General features: G+C 62.3%; 14 protein-coding genes. 6 read left to right on the top strand and 8 right to left on the bottom strand.

All coding sequences use genetic code 11. The annotated features are described in order from the left end of the window. Window positions 1–145: 145 nt before the first annotated feature. Complete coding sequence (locus GQB03_RS14020) at window positions 146–2,104, bottom strand: hypothetical protein (protein WP_159690517.1); 1,959 nt, start codon at window positions 2,102–2,104, stop codon at window positions 146–148. 423 nt (window positions 2,105–2,527) lie between these two features. Between GQB03_RS14020 and GQB03_RS14015 the strand changes: the two genes are divergently transcribed. Continuing rightward, window positions 2,528–3,778, top strand: coding sequence for an IS4 family transposase (locus GQB03_RS14015; RefSeq protein ID WP_159690512.1), 1,251 nt, complete (start codon window positions 2,528–2,530; stop codon window positions 3,776–3,778). 147 nt (window positions 3,779–3,925) lie between these two features. Here the strand turns inward: GQB03_RS14015 and GQB03_RS14010 are convergent, their stop codons facing one another. The 3 genes from GQB03_RS14010 to GQB03_RS14000 are packed head-to-tail and all read right to left on the bottom strand — an operon-like array spanning window position 3,926 to window position 5,519. Further along, window positions 3,926–4,435 (bottom strand): hypothetical protein, encoded by a 510-nt coding sequence (locus GQB03_RS14010; protein WP_159690507.1) that lies wholly within the window; start codon window positions 4,433–4,435, stop codon window positions 3,926–3,928. A gap of 41 nt (window positions 4,436–4,476) precedes the next feature. After that, the gene (locus GQB03_RS14005) at window positions 4,477–4,746 is read right to left on the bottom strand and encodes a hypothetical protein (protein WP_159690503.1); all 270 of its coding nucleotides are present in this window, start codon (window positions 4,744–4,746) and stop codon (window positions 4,477–4,479) included. Then, window positions 4,743–5,519: a hypothetical protein gene (locus GQB03_RS14000; protein WP_159690498.1), complete on the bottom strand. Its 777-nt coding sequence runs from the start codon at window positions 5,517–5,519 to the stop codon at window positions 4,743–4,745. The genes GQB03_RS14005 and GQB03_RS14000 overlap by 4 nt, the downstream gene beginning before the upstream one ends. A gap of 414 nt (window positions 5,520–5,933) precedes the next feature. Here GQB03_RS14000 and istA point away from each other — a divergent pair, with 414 nt between their 5' ends. Together istA and istB are read left to right on the top strand one after the other, a co-directional pair. Then, window positions 5,934–7,430 carry an IS21 family transposase gene (gene istA / locus GQB03_RS13995; protein WP_159690495.1) on the top strand — a complete coding sequence of 499 codons (1,497 nt, stop codon included), beginning with the start codon at window positions 5,934–5,936 and terminating at the stop codon, window positions 7,428–7,430. Next, window positions 7,427–8,248, top strand: coding sequence for an IS21-like element helper ATPase IstB (gene istB / locus GQB03_RS13990; RefSeq protein ID WP_159690492.1), 822 nt, complete (start codon window positions 7,427–7,429; stop codon window positions 8,246–8,248). Before istA ends, istB begins: the two co-directional genes overlap by 4 nt. A 583-nt stretch (window positions 8,249–8,831) precedes the next feature. On the opposite strand, the gene GQB03_RS13985 is transcribed toward istB, so the two are convergent. Further along, complete coding sequence (locus GQB03_RS13985) at window positions 8,832–10,034, bottom strand: IS91 family transposase (RefSeq protein ID WP_159690489.1); 1,203 nt, start codon at window positions 10,032–10,034, stop codon at window positions 8,832–8,834. Between the two features lie 9 nt (window positions 10,035–10,043). Further along, window positions 10,044–10,919: a tyrosine-type recombinase/integrase gene (locus GQB03_RS13980; RefSeq protein WP_159690486.1), complete on the bottom strand. Its 876-nt coding sequence runs from the start codon at window positions 10,917–10,919 to the stop codon at window positions 10,044–10,046. A 293-nt stretch (window positions 10,920–11,212) separates the two neighbouring features. On the opposite strand from GQB03_RS13980, the gene GQB03_RS13975 reads away from it, so the two are divergent. From GQB03_RS13975 to GQB03_RS13965, 3 genes are read left to right on the top strand one after another with little or no spacing between them, the layout of a single operon-like run. Further along, the gene (locus GQB03_RS13975) at window positions 11,213–12,487 is read left to right on the top strand and encodes a site-specific integrase (RefSeq protein WP_159690483.1); all 1,275 of its coding nucleotides are present in this window, start codon (window positions 11,213–11,215) and stop codon (window positions 12,485–12,487) included. Further along, the gene (locus tag GQB03_RS13970) at window positions 12,484–13,449 is read left to right on the top strand and encodes a tyrosine-type recombinase/integrase (protein ID WP_159690480.1); all 966 of its coding nucleotides are present in this window, start codon (window positions 12,484–12,486) and stop codon (window positions 13,447–13,449) included. Before GQB03_RS13975 ends, GQB03_RS13970 begins: the two co-directional genes overlap by 4 nt. Next, window positions 13,442–14,464 (top strand): tyrosine-type recombinase/integrase, encoded by a 1,023-nt coding sequence (locus tag GQB03_RS13965; protein WP_159690477.1) that lies wholly within the window; start codon window positions 13,442–13,444, stop codon window positions 14,462–14,464. The genes GQB03_RS13970 and GQB03_RS13965 overlap by 8 nt, the downstream gene beginning before the upstream one ends. Before the next feature lie 225 nt (window positions 14,465–14,689). Here the strand turns inward: GQB03_RS13965 and GQB03_RS13960 are convergent, their stop codons facing one another. Beyond that, complete coding sequence (locus GQB03_RS13960; protein ID WP_159690474.1) at window positions 14,690–15,898, bottom strand: DUF1173 family protein; 1,209 nt, start codon at window positions 15,896–15,898, stop codon at window positions 14,690–14,692. Window positions 15,899–15,905: 7 nt separating this feature from the next. After that, entirely contained in the window at window positions 15,906–16,850 is a 945-nt protein-coding gene (locus tag GQB03_RS13955; protein WP_159690471.1) for a site-specific integrase, read from the bottom strand. Between the last annotated feature and the right edge of the window lie 41 nt (window positions 16,851–16,891).

Below are 16,891 nucleotides of genomic sequence, written 5' to 3'. Positions count from 1 at the left end.
CGGTGCGTTGGATTTGAACCGTGTGAGTAATAGACGCACAGAAGGATCTGGAATTCTTATGGTGCGAACTATCACGCATGACCTCAGAAAATTCAACACAGCGTAATCCAACGACGACCACTCGCTCCGTTGTCGTCAAACATCATCACCACAAAGGAAAATCTTTGGCATTGGCATTTTGATACCGACCAGACTCACAGGACCTTCCATTTACGAAAGCTAGAAACGGAAGCGCCGCCGTCTTATTGGGTTTGATCCGAACACGTCCACAAACCTCAGCAAGTGCAGGTAGCTTTGCAGTTTCGTTGATTTCGAGATACCCCTTGATGCGGGCCAGCATTGGAAGTTGAGCGAAAGCCGATATTTCTACTTCATTCCCTACCTCCATGAGCGTTGGGAGCCAGCTGCTGGCGGAGACATGAAGCTTTTCGCCCACGTACATCAACACAGGAGCTTTCGTTCGCTCCTGAATGAAGAGGCTACCGTCGATAGAAATTAGCCTTGGTACTTCGACATTACCGTATATATAAACGCTTCCCTGTGCTCTTGTCAGCATCGGCAAGTTTACGTCACCATGAATTTTGAGTGTTCCACCCACCGCGTGGAGCGCCGGAAAATCACCATCCCAGACTTCTATGCCTCCGCCAACACGGGAAAGTGAGGGCATAGGACAGTCCCTCTGTGGGTGAAGATCACCCCCTACACTAATAAGTTTAGGAAGATAGGAGGCTACGCCTGTAGGAAGAATCCATTCCCTAGTAAATCCAAGTAGGCATTTGCCCTCAACCCTTAACAATTCAGGGAGGTGAGCGCGGACATTAATTTCAACGAGAAGAGTTCCACCAATTGTCCTTAGCAGCGGCAGATTAGCATCCGCTCCGACCACAAGATCTCCAGCAACCTTCGTCAGCAACGGAAGCACTACACCCGCTCTGATAGCTAGATCTCCAGCAACTTCAGCCAGAGATTTCCACTGTTCCGCGTTTGAAGCATCGATTTCTAGATTCCCAGGATGACGCGTGAAAAGATCGGCAGGATATGGACTTCCAGAGACGCAAGAAAGGTGCGGTGCCAGCAATTCCGCCGATCTCCATATGTGAATGCGCCCACCCACATATTGCAGAGCGGCAAAATCGATGACATAGGATGTTGTAAGATTCTTGCCAACGCTAATCAAATATGGAAGTTCGGCACGGTAAGCAACGTCCAGACTTCCATCCACCTTGCCGAGTTGTGGAAGTTCAACATTGTCGACTTTGATCGTTAGGTCGCCACCTACATTGGTCAGCATCGGCAAATCAACATTGCCATTAATTTCGACAGTACCTTTGACGTCTTCAAGAAGAGATATCTTGACACGAGCCTTGTCGCGAATGGCAAGGCCGCCATTCACTCTTCTTAACGCCGGCAGGTCACCGTCAGCCCTGATATCCACATTGCCGCCTACAAAGATCAACAAAGGAACACTTAATTCTGCCTCATCAACAACAGTGAAAGAATCTTTAACACTGGCAAGGAGAGGCAAACTGGCCTTAGAGCCCGCGCGACGAGAATTGAACCATCGATTCCCCTGCCTGCTGTGCCGACCAATATGAAAGAAACGGCCAACAAGCGTCAGGCAGGGCAATTCGATGTCCGCATAAATTGCAAGCCTGCCATTCACACTGGACAGGGCAGGCAAAAAATGCCGCATATCAGCGTACGGATTCTCATCCACCGATTCTTCGCCCGCTTCATCAGAATCCGGTGACGATACATCATATATCGACAGATCCCCCACGACGCTGGCAAGACGGGGCAAATTCGATATTCCGCCCAGTTCGACATCACCGCCCACCATTACTAGGCGACACGCCATCAGCGTAGCTGCTCCATCGACGAAAAGTCCGTCTCCCACACTCACCAGTTTCGGCGCTTCGAAAGAATGGCGAATAAGCAATGAACCACCGACGCAAGTTAGGGCCGGCAATTCGATCGAGGACGGCCAAGTCTGGTTTTTAGCTTGGTCTCCTACAGCAATCGTCAGGTTGCCAGTTACCTCTTCAAGCAGGAAAAACTGGACGCAGTTCTCGGTTGAAATTTCAAGATCACCGGTATGCTTCATAAATAGTCTTCTAAAACGTCGAAAATCGGAGGAAAGCTTCTTCCGCGGATCTATGACCACCGCCCCGCCCAGAACAACGCTAAGCGCTGCCTCTGCATCGCTGCCCGGTGGTAGAGCCCCAAGGCCCATCTATCGTTATCTGCGACGACCACGCATTCTCAGTTGTTGGGACATGAGCGGTCGCTCGTCTAGTTTGGCCGAAGAACCATTCCTTAGCCCAATCCACCCAAGTTAAGCAATCACCGCATCGAGCACGCCATATGCAGTGATCGCCTGTTGCCGTTCGTCGGTTGGCGCAAGATCTTTGCAGAAATCGCTTGACATCCATAGCGGTTCGCGCGGCCGGCGCGCTGCTTGCGCTGTGCTTTTTAGCGCAAGCAGCGCGCCGGCCAGTGAGGTTCGTTTTCGAACCTCGAGCCGCCGATGGACCTCTCCAACCTCTTCGCCTCCTTTACCCACTACCTGCACTCCGAGTCGTTCCTGGAAGTCGCCCGCCACCGCGCACACCCCAACGCCTTCTCGCGCCAACGCAAGCTGCCGCTGCCCGCTTTGGTCGCAGCCCTGGTCTCCGGCATCGCCAAGAGCGTCCAGACCGAACTCGATACGTTCTTCGCCCATCTCCAGGAACAAGCGTGCCTGGTCAGGCATGTCTCCGAACAAGCCTTCGCGCAAGCCAGGGCCAAGCTCAGCCACACCGCGTTGCCGGCGCTCAACGCACAGTTCCTGCGGATGGTCGATGAGGCCGGAGGCATCCCTCGCTGGTGTGGCCTGCGGCGCATCGCGGTCGATGGCAGCTTCCTGCGCTTCGGCCTGCGCGCCAGCCATGTGCCGCGCGCGGCAAGCCGCGAGGCCTTGGTGCTGGGCTGCTACCTGCCCGATGCGCAGTTGATGCTGGCCGCAACGCTGCACAGTGCCTGCACCGGCGAGCGTCAGGCGCTGTTCGAGCAGCTCGACAGCTTCGCCCCCGGCGATCTGCTGCTGCTCGACCGCGGCTATCCGGCGCGCTGGCTGGTCGGGGTGCTCGCTCAGCGCAGCATCGACTTCTGCATTCGCGTCGACACCTCCGACGGCGGCTTCGCCGCCGTGCAGGCTTTCCGCAAGTCGGGCCTGGACGAACAGCTCGTAACCTTGCCGCCGCCGCAGGCCGCCGATGTGCGCGATTTCGGCTGCCCCGCCGAGCCCCTGACTGTGCGTCTGGTGCGCCAACGCGCCCCCAACGGCGCCATTCGCGTGTTCATGACCAGCCTGCTCGATGCCAACCGCTTCCCGGCGGCGGATTTCGGTGAGATCTACCACACGCGCTGGTCCGTCGAGGAGACGTTCAAGCGACTCAAGCACCGCTTGAACCTGGAGCACGTGTCGGGCCTCAGCCACCTCGCCGTGCAGCAGGACATCGCCGCCAAGGTGCTCTGCGACAACATCGCCGCAGTGCTCGCCGCAGCGGCGCGCCAACAGCACCTCATTGCGCCCCAGCGTCGCATCAACCGCGCCTACGCACGTTCCGCGCTCAAGCCGGTAACGCCGCTGCTGTTGCTGGGAAGACTCTGCGGCAAGGCGCTTTGCGAACTCCTGAGCTTGATCGCCAGAAAGACTTTCCTGCATCGGCCCGGACTGTCAAAGCCACGGCCTTCGCGACCCAAGCCGCACAAGCACATGAGCTTCAAGCCGTGCTGAGGGTTAACTTGGGTGGATTGTTCCTTAGCCGGGAAGCACGATGCCTGCCTCAATCTAAAACCTGCCTGATGTCCTACCCGTCTCTCATCACCTTCCGGGCTAGCGGCGGCAAAGCCGTTACCTCAGGAAGCAATGAACCTCGGGAGGTTAGCGACCCCGGTCGTGCAGGGAGCCGTCTGACGACAGCCAAACACCGTCACTTAAATAGACGTCTTCGCCTTCTTCAATCGCTAAGTCTGCATACAGCGAGCAGAGGCTTCCGCTATTCTCTCTGTTCGAGCGCTTACTTTTCTCGCCGTACTTTTCGCCCCATTCACGTCTGCCGATACCTATTTTCTGGAAGTGGCTTTGATCGATATTTAGGTTGTTGACAAAGTGTGATGCAATCTCGAGCACCCTTTCGTTGACCGGCAAATGGCTGTCCGTGTAGAAAAACTCGGCAAATCGATCACCGGTCCGACGCATGGTCACGCTCAAGAGGCCATCGGGGTTTGTCATCTCTTCCCGTTTCAAGGGGGTTTCCAACACATCGACGCCGCGAGTTCTGACGAGAACGAACAGCGTCTTTTCGCCGTTAATGAAGAATAATGCCTGTTTCCATTTTTGCGATGCGGTCGTCTGGGTCTTAAAGCCCATATCGAACAGCATGGCGACCATTTCGTCTCTTGTTATTGTTGGCATAGGTTTTCTCCGTTGTTTTAGTTGCGATTGATTCGTTTGTAACGGTGGCCCACCGTGACGATCTCCCCGGCGGCCACCACGGCATAACTATCCAAATACTCGTTTAGCTTGCTGATGAGCCCGCCAGCATAGCTTTCGATACGCTTTTTTGAGCGATGATTGAAATAGACAATCTCGGCGCCAGCATGATCATGCTCACGGTGACCAAACTGGAGCAGCAGATCAAGCACAAGGGCGGGGATACCGCGTTGTTGGCAGCGAACGGTTGCGTGAGTCGACGTTCTCATTTGTTCTGCCCCGCTTTAATAGCGGCGTGTAGATTAGCGAGAAATTGCTCTCCCAAGATTTTCGTCGCCGAGACTCCTGATTCCGCGGCTGCTCGTTGGATCTGATCCAGAAATTCTTCTGGAAGGACGGGCAACGTTACATCGATTGACGGCCGTCGGGGACCGGCATATGCCCGTGTCGGTATATAACCCTTCCGGCCGGCTAGCCAACGGCGGGCTTCTTCCGGACTAACCAGTGAGCGCTTGCCGACCTGCTCCGTCTTCAGTGGATCAGGCAGCTTCGGGTTAGCTGCATTCCGCACACTACGCTCATCCATATTCGCAAGCAGGGCAACCTCGGCAAGCGTCAGATGGTTCATGTCGCCCTTTAACGCCCCGTTTTCGCCGGCCCCATAATCGGTGTGGCGCCAACCGCCATCGAGCACCATGCGCGCCACTGCGCTTTGCACTGCGAGCAAGGCGAGACGCGGCGGAGTGTTGTTGCTTTCCTCCAGATAGAGCCTCATTTGCGGCGTATCCATCGCACGAAGAAACCGCTCCATACGGGCATAGACTCCATCAATATGTCCTTCTGGGTGAAGGTTTTCCGATGAGATGCCCATTACACCGTAGTCGTACATCTCGCTCGCCGCCTTCCATATCGGCGACTCTTGAATAGCTTTCCTTTCGGTCCACGCATAGTCGTCGACCCCGTACAGATTGGCGATATCTTTCCCAAACTGGCTCAGGAACTTGAACAATTCTTCCTGCATTTCGGATTTCGAGAAGGGCATACGAGGCTCACATGTGATAGTAGTGATGGCATGTGAAGCATATTGAACGATTCGTTGTGTGTCAAGTATGATGGCACATCTATCACAATCGCCCAGCGTAAAGCTGGTGGTCACCACAAATGGCGTGTGCAGGAGGCTGGGTGCGCCGCTTTGTCCGCAATAGGCGCAAGTGCCATGCAGTCATTGGAGACGATTTCCTGGTCGATGACCGCTGACCTGCACATTCCGATCGTAGGCAGCGCCGGTCTCCAATGTGGGCGGCGACAATCATCTTGGCCGGTATAGCGACGAGGGTTTTGGCCGGTGGGGAGAAGTCGGAGGCGGCGTAGCCGACGGAGAGTTCTCCCCACCGGCGGCACCGAGTTGGCCGGGTTCTACGATGGCTGATCAGATCATGAAGAAGCGATCAGCCGCATGTCCGGAACCCGCATCACCGACCAACAGGTTCGCCTCTACATGTCCAAACGCAAACACCACTCTCAGGAGATCGCCGCCGCCAAGGCCGGCATCAGCGTGCGCAGTGCCCGGCGCATAGATCGAGACGCCACACTGCCGTCCCAGAAGCCACGCCGCTACTGGCGCTCGCGCCCCGATCCGTTCGCCGACGTCTGGGACACCGAAGTCGCTCCGATGCTCATGAGCGCGCCGCAGCTGCAGGCGATTACGATCCTGCGCAAGCTGCAGGACGATCATCCTGGGCAGTATCCCGACAGCACACGCCGCACGCTCGAGCGGCGCGTGAGGTACTGGCGAGCGATGTCCGGCCCGCCCAAGGAAGTCTTCTTCCCTCAACAGCATGAGCCCGGCGCGCGGGGCCTGTCGGACTTTACCGACGTGACTGAACTGCGTGTGACCCTCGCCGGCGTGCCGTTCGCTCATCGGCTGTACCACTTTGTGCTGGCCTTCTCGCGCTGGGAATACGCCAACGTCGTCGAAGGCGGCGAGAGTTTCGAGGCGCTGTCCACGGGCTTGCAGAACGCCCTCTGGCAAGCCGGCGGTTGCCCGCGCGAGCACCGCACCGACAGTTTGTCGGCCGCGTTCAGGAATCTGCAGGACGAAGAGGACTTCACGGTGCGCTACGCCGCGCTGCTCGAGCATTACGGCATGGCTGGCACGCGCAACAATCGCGGTCAGGGTCACGAGAACGGCAGCGTGGAGTCGTCGCATCGCTATTTGAAGGAGGCCCTCGACCAGGCGTTGATGTTGCGCGGCCACCGGGACTTCGCCGATCGCGCGGCCTACGACGAGTTTCTGCGCGAGATCGTCATGCGCCGCAACCGGCGCAACGCGGCGGCGTTTCGCCTCGAGCGCGAGCAGCTCATGGATCTGCCGCTGCGGCGCACGACCGACTTCGTTGAGGAAGAAGCGCGCGTCACACGCTGCAGCACCTTCACCGTGCGCGGCATTCTTTACAGTGCGCCGTCGCGGCTAATTGGCCACCGCCTGAAGGTGCGGGTCTATGGCGATCGGCTCGACTGCTATCTGTCGGGTGCGCTGGTGCACAGTACGGCGCGGGCTTCGCGTGCCGGCGACAACCGCCGCGCGCTCGATTACCGGCACTTCATCGAGGGTCTCAAGCGCAAACCGCAGGCCTTCAAGGGGCTCGCGTTTCGCGACGAGCTGTTTCCGCGTGAGGCCTATCGCCGGACGTGGGAGCAGCTCGAGGCGCGCCTGACGCAGCGCGAGGCCTGCAAGACCATGGTGGGCTTGCTCGAGCTCGCTGCGCTCGACGGCGTCGAAGCCGTGCTGGCCGCACGCCTGAATGCATCGCTGGTGGACGGCAGATTGCCGGATCTGAAGGCGTTGCGCGAGGAATTGGCGCCGCGCCAGGTCGATTGCCCGGTGATCAATGTCGAAATTCCCCCTGTCAGCAGCTATGACGAGCTCCTGGGCAAGGAGGTGGCCGCGTGAATACGCCCGCTTACGAAGCCGGCCGTCTGGCCCTGATGCTCAATGAGCTGCGCTTGCCGACCATTGCTCGCCTGTGGCCCGAGTTTGCCCAGCGCTCCGACAAGGAAGGCTGGCAGGCCACGCGACTGCTCGGCGCACTGCTCGAACACGAACTGGCCGAGCGCGCCAAGCGGCGCATCGAGCGGCACCGCGCCGAGTCGCATCTGGATCCGACCAAGACGCTGGCGACCTTCGACTTCGGCACGGTGCCGATGGTCTCCAAGGCCCATGTCATGGCGCTGGCGAGCGGCGATTCGTGGCTCGAGAAAGGCGCCACCGTGCTTCTGTTCGGCCCGCCGGGTGTCGGGAAAAGCCATTTAGGGTGCGCGCTCGGACACGCGCTCATCGATGCCGGCTACCGGGTGCTGTTCACGCGCACCAGCGAGATCGTGCAGAAGCTTCAGGCGGCGCGTCAGGGCCTGCAACTGCCCTCAGCCCTCGCCAAGCTCGACCGCTTCGACCTGATCATCCTCGACGACCTGTCGTACGCGCGCAAGGACCAGGCCGAAACCAGCGTGCTGTTCGAACTGATCGCCGAACGCTACGAGCGCCGCAGCCTTCTGATCACGGCCAACCAGCCGTTCTCGGGCTGGAATGACGTGTTTCCGGATCCCGGCATGACCGTCGCCGCCATCGACCGGCTCGTCCATCACTCGACGATCTTCGAGATGAACGTCGAAAGCTATCGCCGTCGCACGGCCAGCGAAAAACAGTCCAGCCGGCGCCGACAATCATCCAGCGACAATCACCAGGAAGGAGCGTCAATCATGGCTGAGTAACCACCGACAATCACCCGGTCGACCGGCCAAGATGATTGTCGGTAAACCGGCCATGCTGCTTGACGCTATCTACCAATGACCGTTCCGGCCCAAGGTCTTCCGTAGGTCGTCAGTCAGCTACCGGAGTAACGCGGCCCCTCCGATGTCAGCTTGAATGGCCGCTTCGAAAAAGCTCGACCTGCAAGTTTGGGTCGCTATGCAAATCTATCCATAGTGAAGAGCGTCTTTTGCCTGGCGGCCGCGGCGCACGTCGCCTGGCCGGTGCCATGTACTCATTCCGTGGCCGGTAGGCAAAAGATCCCGTTGGACTGAACCGCCGCTCGGGCGGTGGGGCGCTATGGGGATTGAATCGGCGGAGTTCCGCGAGGTGGCGCCAGGATAGCGATCAGCACTGAGCCGCCTGCCTTACCGAATGGCGCTGCGGCGAGGTTGGCGAAGGCGTCGCGCACCGGACGCGTGCTCCGTTCTGCACCAGCAAGAGCCTCGGCGGGCGCTCTTTGTTGTCGTGTAGGGTGACGCATGAACAGCCCTGGCACGCCGTCAGGAACATCTCGGAGTGCGTGGGTCCGTTGCGGGGGGATGTTCATGTGGTGACCTCCGGTGGCCCACGCGGCAGCGCCCCGCGTTGAAAGGTCTCGACGCAGAGCATCCGCCCGCGCCCGCAGTGGGGGCACTCCCACAGTGACACGCCGGTGAGCTGCTGATAGCGATCCCGATAATCGACGGGTTCATCGGCTGGCACTGGCACCGGTGCGGGCACATCCAGCAGCTGGCGACAGCGCTCCAGCTTGGCCGCGCGGCTGCGGTTGGCCAGCCAACCGTAGTGGCGGATACGCTGGAATCCGGAGGGTAGGACGTGCAGCAGGAAGCGCCGCACAAATTCCGCCGCCTCGAGCCGCATCACCTTCTGGCGGGACGCATGGCGATAGTCTTTCCAGCGGAACGCGACCTGGCCGTCGGCGAACGCGACGAGCCGGCTGTTAGCGATGGCCACCCGATGCGTGTAGCGGCCGAGGTACTCGAGCACGCGCTCGGGCCCGCCGAACGGCGGCTTGGCGTAGACCACCCATTCGGTCCGGGCCATCGGCGCAAGATAGCGGGCGAATGCGCCGGGGGCCGCAAGCTCAGCCAAGGCGTTGTGGAACTTGAGCGAGCCCGCCGCGAAGGCCTGCTGCAACATCTTGAGGAACAGTCGGCGGAACAGCCGCGACAGCACCCGCACCGGCAGGAAGAAACCCGGCCGGCAAGCGATCCAGCGCTGGCCATCCGGGGAGAGGCCCCCGCCGGGCACCACGCAGTGCAGGTGCGGATGGTGGAGCAAGTTCTGACCCCAGGTGTGCAGGATCGCGATGAAGCCAATCTCGGCGCCCAAGTGCCTGATGTCTGTGGCGATCGTTCGCAGCGTCTCGGCGGTGGCGCGGAACAGCAAATCGTAGACAACCGCCTTGTTCTGGTAGGCGATGGCGGCGATCTCCTGCGGCAACGTAAACACGACATGGAAGTACTCGACCGGCAGGAGCTCGGCGCGCCGATCCTCGAGCCACTGCGCCCGCGTCAATGCCTGGCACTTTGGACAATGCCGGTTGCGGCAGCTGTTGAAAGCGATCCGCTGGTAGCCGCAGGCATCACACTGCTCGACGTGCCCGCCGAGCGCCGCCGTGCGGCAACGCTCGATGGCGCCCATGACGCGGCGCTGCCCGCGACTGAGCGCGTCCGAGTGGCTGGCGCGATAGGACGGCCCGAGCTGGCGAAAGATGTCCGCCAACTCGAGCCCGGACGGGCGCACGGGCGCGCCTCAGAAGTGCGCGGGCTCTGTCACCGAGGGCGGCACCACCGGTGCGGGCAACCAGTCGAGCGGGCTGCGGGTCGCACACACCGTGCTGGTGGCGACTTTCAGGTAGCGCGAGGTAGTCGTCAGGCTGCGGTGTCCGAGCAGCAACTGGATGGTGCGCACGTCGGTGCCCGATTCCAGCAGATGCGTGGCGAAGGCGTGGCGCAGCGAATGCGGGGTGACCGGCTTGGTGAGGCCCGAGGCGCGACGGGCCTTCTGGCACGCGGCCTCGACGGCGCCCTTGGTGATCGGCTGCTCCGGCACATCGCCCGGGAACAGCCACAGGCGGGGCCGCTCGCTTCTCCAGTACGTACGCAAGGCGTCGAGCAGGCGCGGCGAGAGCATCACGTATCGATCCTTGCGACCCTTGCCCTGGTCGACGCGCAGCACCATGCGCTGGCTGTCGATGTCGGTGACCCGCAGATGCGTGGCCTCCGATACGCGCAAGCCCGCAGCGTAGGCGGTGGTGAGGATCGTGCGGTGCTTCAGGCTGGCGACGGCCTCGAGCAGGCGCGTCACCTCGTCGCGGCTCAGGATGACCGGCAGCCGGAAGGGCTTCTTGGGCATTGGGATGTCCTCCAGTGCCCAGTCGCGCTTGAGCGTGACCTTGTAGAGGAACCTTAGCGCCGAAGTCGCGATGCCGACGCTCGCGGGAGAGAGCTTGCGCACTTCGACCAGATGGACCTGGTATGTGCGCACGTCCTCGGGCCCGAGCGCATCGGGCGAGCGACCGAAGTGGCGCGCGTAGGCGCTGATCTGTTGGAGGTAAGTAAGCTGGGTGTTGTCGGCGAAATTGCGAATGCCCATGTCTTCGAGCATGCGCTGGCGAAGGGGAGTCATGGCAAAGCTCCTGTCGGAAAGGAATGAAGGGCTGCGAGCAGCCACCCAATCCTTCTCCAACACGGGCTTCATGTGAATGCGCCGGCTACGCCTCCAGGGCCTGGATCACCCCATACCGCGCCAGCGGTTTAGTCCAGCGACCCCTATGCATAGCTCTCAACTATGTAGAGTCGCGGCCGGCGGGATGGCATTTGATCAGCAATTACGCGGGCAAGCTGCGCGTTCGGTCGTGAGCAGCTACACATAGTTTTCCGGCCCATGTTCACTGGCGGCTCCACAACCTGGAGACTGCCATGCGATCCAAGCTTTCGTCTCGATCCGAATCCGCTGTCCGCACGCGCGGCTGTACTCATCTGGAGCGGCATGTTCCGGCATACCGCGAGTACCTGCTCGGTCGCGGCAACGCCGCCGGCTATGTGCGCAGCTGCGAAGCGGCCGTGATGCACCTTTCGATGTGGATGCACCAGACCAACCGGGGTCTGGCCGACGTCGATGAGACGCTCGTGGTCGAGTTCCTCAAGGGCCATCTTCCCCAATGCAAGTGCGAGACGAGCGCGCGTCACCCAGCTTACGTGCGCGCTGCATTGGCACACGTTCTGGTCGTGCTGCGCGAGGCCGGTGCCATCAGGCCCAAGCCACAGGACGAGACGGCAGTCGGGGAGGAACTGCGTCGCTACGACCAGTACATGACACAGGTCCGAGGACTTGCCCCTAAGACCCGCGAGGGCGCGCTTCGCCTGGTCGGAGCCCTTCTTCGCAAGCACTTCGGTGATGGCGACATCCGGTTCGAGGTCCTCACAGCCGAGCACGTACGACACTTCTTCGCCTCGCAGGCCAAGAACTGCAGCACACCGTCGAGCCTGGGCGCCGTGGTCGCGTCCCTGCGCGGCTACTTCCGCTGGCGCGCGTCGCTGGGCGACCGTACCCATGCGCTGGTTGGTGCACTGGCCTATCCGGCGAACTGGCAGTTGGCATCGTTACCCAAGTCGCTGGAGCCGGCAGAGGTCGAACAACTCGAGGCCGCCCTTGGTCAGAGCGGCCCGTCGATGCTGCGCGCCGACGCCATAGTGCGCTGCGCGCTCGATCTGGGCCTGCGAAGCAGCGAGGTCGCACACTTGAACCTGGACGACATCGACTGGGAAGCCGGCACGATCACACTGCGCCGCACCAAGGGCCGGCGTGAAGACGTAATGCCCTTGCCTGAAGCAACAGGGCGAGCCATCGCCCTGTACCTGCGCGACGAGCGGCCCAAGACCCAGCACCGGATGGTCTTCGCCCGGCATATGACGCCGCGCGAGCGACCCATCGGGCCGGACCTCGTGCGCAAGACCATCCGCCAGGCGTATGCGCGCGCCGGTCTTGCGCATACGCGTTCGCACCTGTTGCGTCACACGATGGCCAGCCGTCTGCTGGCCGGCGGTTCCTCGCTCAAGGAGGTGGCCGACGTGCTGCGGCACCGCTCGCTGAACACGACGCTGATCTACGCCAAGCTCGACAGCAGCCGGCTCGTCGAAGTGGCCCTGCCTTGGCCCGGGGCCTCCGCCGCCGCGACAGGGAGGCTGTCATGACGATAGGACTGACTGCGCTCGTGGAGCGCTACCTCACTGAGCGTCGTACCCTGGGCTTCCAGCTGCGTTCAGCCGCCTACAGCCTGCGCAGCTTGGCCGAGTATGTTCGGCGTACACGCCATCGCGGCCCCCTGACCCTGGAGGTCATGGCCCAGTGGGCACGTCTGGATAGCCACGCAAGCGTCGATCCCCGGACCTGGGCGCGGCGGCTCAAGCAGTTGCGCTCCTTCACGCGCTGGATGCAGCAATTCGAGCCGACCACAGAAGTACCCGACGACACGATCTTCGGTCGGCTGCCCGAGCGCCAGGCGCCGCACATCTACAGCCAAGAGGAAGTGCAGCAGTTGCTAGCCGCCGCGCGCCAACTCGGTCCCAATCCCGGCCTGCGCGGCCTGGTCTACGAGACGCTGTTCGGCTTGATTGCCAGCTGCGGACTGCGCCTGTCCGAGGCGTTGTCGCTGAACCTTGACGACGTGGATCTCAGGCGCGGCCTGCTGACGATCCGGCGCACGAAGTTCGCCAAGTCGCGCCAGGTGCCGCTGCATCCGAGCACAGTCAAGGCCTTGGGCCAATACCGCTGGACACGGGACGTGGCGGGCGCCTCACGCGACGACGACGCGCCGTTCTTCATCGGCACACGGGGCCGCCTGTTCGGCAAGCCGATGCACGGGCATCAGGTGGAGCGCGTCTTCGCCACGCTGCGCAGCGAACTGGGGTGGGTCAACCGTGGTACGCACCACGCTCCGCGCATCCATGACCTGAGGCACACCTTCGTGGTCAGGCGCATCCTGCTGTGGCAGCAACAGGGCATCGATGTGGACGCGGCGATGCTGTCGCTGTCGACCTACGTCGGTCACGCGATGGTGACCAACACCTACTGGTACCTGCAGGCGGTGCCGGAATTGATGGCGGTGGCCGCGCAGCGCTTCGAGTCGTGCATGCCGGAGCTCAACCATGGGTGAAGCGCGCCTCAACCGAAAGGGCTCTCCGCCAAGCTTCCCGGCGCTGGTGCAGCAATTCTTCACCGAGTACCTGGTCGCACAGCGCGCACTCAGCCCGCGTACCGTGGCCTGCTACCGCGACGCGATGACCTTGTTCCTCGGGTATGCGGCCAAGCAGCTGGGCAAGCCGCCAATCGCCATGCAACTCGGGGACATCACGCCGGAGTTGATCCTGAAGTTCCTGGCCCACCTGGAACACGAGCGGCACAACTCGGTGCGCAGTCGCAACCTGCGGCTTACCGCCTTGAGGGCGTTCCTGAAGTTCGCCAGCCGACGCGACGTGACGGCGCTGCATGCCGTCGAGCGCGCGATGGCCGTGCCGATGAAACGATTCGAGCGGCCGCTGCTGGGTCACCTGACGCGCCCGGAGATGATCGCCGTGCTGGGACAGCCTGGCACGGAGTGGACTTCGCAGCGCGACCACCTGCTGCTGAGCCTGCTGTACAACACCGGCGCGCGCGTCTCGGAGATCGTCGGAGTGCGCGTCGTCGACGTGGTGCTGGACGGCGCGGCCTGCGTCCACCTGCATGGCAAGGGTCGCAAGGATCGCTCGGTGCCGCTGTGGAAGACCACTGCGGCGGCCATCCGCGCGTGGCTACGCGCCAACCCGCAATTGCGTGATTCGGCGGCATTGCTGCCCAATCGATCCGGGCATCCGATGACCCGCTGCAACGTGGCGCAGCGACTGGCGCTGGCGGTGGACAGGGCCAGCGCAGAACAGCCGAGCCTGAAGACCAAGCGCATCTCCCCGCATACCGTGAGGCACACGACAGCCATGCATCTTCTGCAAAGCGGCGTACCGTTCAACGTGATCGCACTATGGCTCGGTCACGAGAGTACGAACACGACGCACCGCTACGTCGAGGCCAACCTGGAGATGAAGGAGAAGGCTCTTGCCCGGCTCGAAGCACCTGACATCAAGCTCAAGCGCTTCCGTGCCGGCGATGAACTGATGAGGTTCCTGCAGACCCTGTAACTATGCAAAGCGCACCACGCCCCAGTGCGGCCATCGACCGAGCGAACAGCCATGCTGGGGGTGCCGCTATACATAGTTGAGAGCTATGCATAGGGGTCAGTTACTGCCACTCATCTGTCACGGCGTCGACTGAGCGATCGCGACGAGTCGGATTCGCTAATCACGTCGATCTGGCACAGGTAATCATGAGCGGTCGGAATCAGCAAATGGGCGATACTCCGTTAGTTAGCGCTCCGGTGCCCCCGCGGGGAAAGCAGGCATCGGCTGATCGGACCACCATACCCAGGCTTCCGGTTTCCCAGATGCGATCGCCTTCTCCTTTGCCGCCCGCTCCTTGGGGTCCATGAAGGCACTGGCCACATGTATGGGAACGGGTCGCGCTCCAGTATCCAGCAGCAAGGCATTCGGAAAGGCTGCCCCGCTCCGGGCGTCGTAGCGCAACGGCTTTACGAAGCGGCGGTGCTGGGCCACTAGGGCATCGATCAGCGGCAATTCATGCACCCCCTCGATCGGAATCCAGTGCTCGCTCGCCAGCATCAGGCTCGCCGCGTCGATCTCATAGGTGTATTCGCGGCGGGCGCGGATGAGTGCCGCCAGGATGAGGCGGACCGGCCGACCGGTGTCGGCATCACGGGCCTCAAACAGCGGAGCGAAGACCCGCTCGATGCGCTCCCAGCTTCTGCCGGCGATCAGCAGCGGCGCATCCGGCATGTGTCGGATCCAGACCCGGCGCCCCTGGCTCGTCGCCTCGCTCGCCTTGAACTCGCCGATCACGATGGCCAGGGGCGTTTGCCCATCCCTGGGGCGCAGCACGGCCAGTTTCTCGCGTCGGCGCTGGGCGGCCTCGGCCTTGGCGCTCTCGTTGAAGGATTCGGGCACGTACAGGCGTTCGGCCAGCGGCACGCCCTTGACCATGATCTCCTCGGCCGCCTCCAGCAGGTACTTGCGCACCACGCCCTGGTTGCGTTTGCCCGCCATCGCCGGGCTCCAGCGGTTGAAGCCGGCGCGCTCGAAAAGGAAGTGCATCAGCGCCCGCAGCGTCATGCGCCGCCCGGGCACGCCGACCTCCGACACGTCTTGCGGTTCGCCGCGCGGCACTCCGCGCCCGGTCACCCGCGTCCAGGGGAAATCCACGCGCAGCTCGACGCGGCCTGGTTCCGATTCCAGCACCGCCTCCCCGACCAGCTCGCCGAGCCCCGATTGCTGGAGCTCAGGCTCGTAGGAGGGACACTCCGGATGGTGGGTGCTGCCGCTCTCCGGCATGCGCTTGACCACGAACTGGCGGTGCAATGCAACGTACATCTCCACGCCACCGGGCACGCACAGGCAGCGCGGCCGCTCCGGCGTGTCGTAGACCTGGGCGAGCGCGATCTGCAGTTGCGGATCGTCGGCGGCGATGACCCGTCCCTTGATGGTAAAGCGCTGGGTTTCCATCGCCGGTTCAGACCAGTTCGTCGAGCAGTTCCGCCAGCGTCGGCTTGGGCCGCGGCAGCAGCTCCCGCACTGCACTGCGCTCGCCGATCCCCAGGATCGTGCCCACCTGATCCTCGTCGGCCCCGCGCTCATACATCCGGGAAATCACGGTGAGACGCGCCGACTGGGCGCTCAGACCCTTGAGTTCGGCGTAGCGGAACAACTTGCGGTAGATCTCGAGCAGCGCCCGGCAGACATAGCGGTTCTGCCCCGGCGCGCCATTGTTGGGCGCGATCCTGTAGGGCTCGCCGCCCGGGGAAAGGAACAGCCGGCTTTCGGGGTCGAGGCCGCGGTAGCGGTCGGGCTCGCCCAGCCGATGCCCGCCGTCGCGCCGCTCGCGGAAGTAGGCGGCCAACGCATCGTCGAGCCGACTGCTGCTGAAGTAGAGTGGCCTCGCCTTGCCGTTGATGGCGGCTTCGGCGCGCAATTCCGATTCCCGGCACACGCTGCCGTCGGCAAGCAGGTAGTCGCGCACTTCGAGCCGGGCGATCTCGAGGGGGCGCAGGCCGGTGGCGAACAGCATGTAGTACAGGGCCAAGTCGTGCCAGGTACGGCTGGTTCGGCCCTTGATGCGCACGGCCCCCTGGGTCACTTCCGCCGCCGACAATACCCGTGCCGGACGGGCGCCGACCGGCGGCTGGGGCTCGAACCCTTCCAGCGCGACCAGGATGGCCTCCCGGTGCAGGCGCAGTCGCCGCACGAAGGCGGCCCCTTCTTCCTTGAGGCCGTCGACGCCCACGACTTGGGTGAGCTGGACTGCGACAGATTTGATGCGTCGCTCGACCGCCGTGCGTGAGACGCTGAAGCGCGCGGCCACCGCCTCGTAGGTTTCACCGCCGACGACGGCGCGGAGCATCTCGACCGATTGCAGCGCGTTCTCGTGGTGCTTGCTGACCTCCTGATCGTCTTGCATGACTTGCCTCTCCCATCATTGCTCGATCGTCATAGCCCGAA

Source organism: Cognatazoarcus halotolerans (assembly GCF_009800965.1).
GTDB lineage: Bacteria > Pseudomonadota > Gammaproteobacteria > Burkholderiales > Rhodocyclaceae > Cognatazoarcus > Cognatazoarcus halotolerans.
Note: the sequence above shows the minus strand (reverse complement) of the source record. Positions and strands in the feature narration are given on the sequence as shown.

Excerpts from the sequence above, each read along its gene's own strand:
- GQB03_RS13970 (WP_159690480.1), top strand. The coding sequence starts at position 12,484 with ATGACGATAGGACTGACTGCGCTCGTGGAGCGCTACCTCACTGAGCGT.
- GQB03_RS13980 (WP_159690486.1), bottom strand. The coding sequence starts at position 10,919 with ATGACTCCCCTTCGCCAGCGCATGCTCGAAGACATGGGCATTCGCAAT.
- GQB03_RS13955 (WP_159690471.1), bottom strand. The coding sequence starts at position 16,850 with ATGCAAGACGATCAGGAGGTCAGCAAGCACCACGAGAACGCGCTGCAA.
- GQB03_RS14005 (WP_159690503.1), bottom strand. The coding sequence starts at position 4,746 with ATGAGAACGTCGACTCACGCAACCGTTCGCTGCCAACAACGCGGTATC.
- GQB03_RS14010 (WP_159690507.1), bottom strand. The coding sequence starts at position 4,435 with ATGGTCGCCATGCTGTTCGATATGGGCTTTAAGACCCAGACGACCGCA.
- istA (WP_159690495.1), top strand. The coding sequence starts at position 5,934 with ATGTCCGGAACCCGCATCACCGACCAACAGGTTCGCCTCTACATGTCC.
- GQB03_RS13960 (WP_159690474.1), bottom strand. The coding sequence starts at position 15,898 with ATGGAAACCCAGCGCTTTACCATCAAGGGACGGGTCATCGCCGCCGAC.
- GQB03_RS13965 (WP_159690477.1), top strand. The coding sequence starts at position 13,442 with ATGGGTGAAGCGCGCCTCAACCGAAAGGGCTCTCCGCCAAGCTTCCCG.
- GQB03_RS13975 (WP_159690483.1), top strand. The coding sequence starts at position 11,213 with ATGCGATCCAAGCTTTCGTCTCGATCCGAATCCGCTGTCCGCACGCGC.
- GQB03_RS14020 (WP_159690517.1), bottom strand. The coding sequence starts at position 2,104 with ATGAAGCATACCGGTGATCTTGAAATTTCAACCGAGAACTGCGTCCAG.
- GQB03_RS14015 (WP_159690512.1), top strand. The coding sequence starts at position 2,528 with ATGGACCTCTCCAACCTCTTCGCCTCCTTTACCCACTACCTGCACTCC.
- GQB03_RS14000 (WP_159690498.1), bottom strand. The coding sequence starts at position 5,519 with ATGCCCTTCTCGAAATCCGAAATGCAGGAAGAATTGTTCAAGTTCCTG.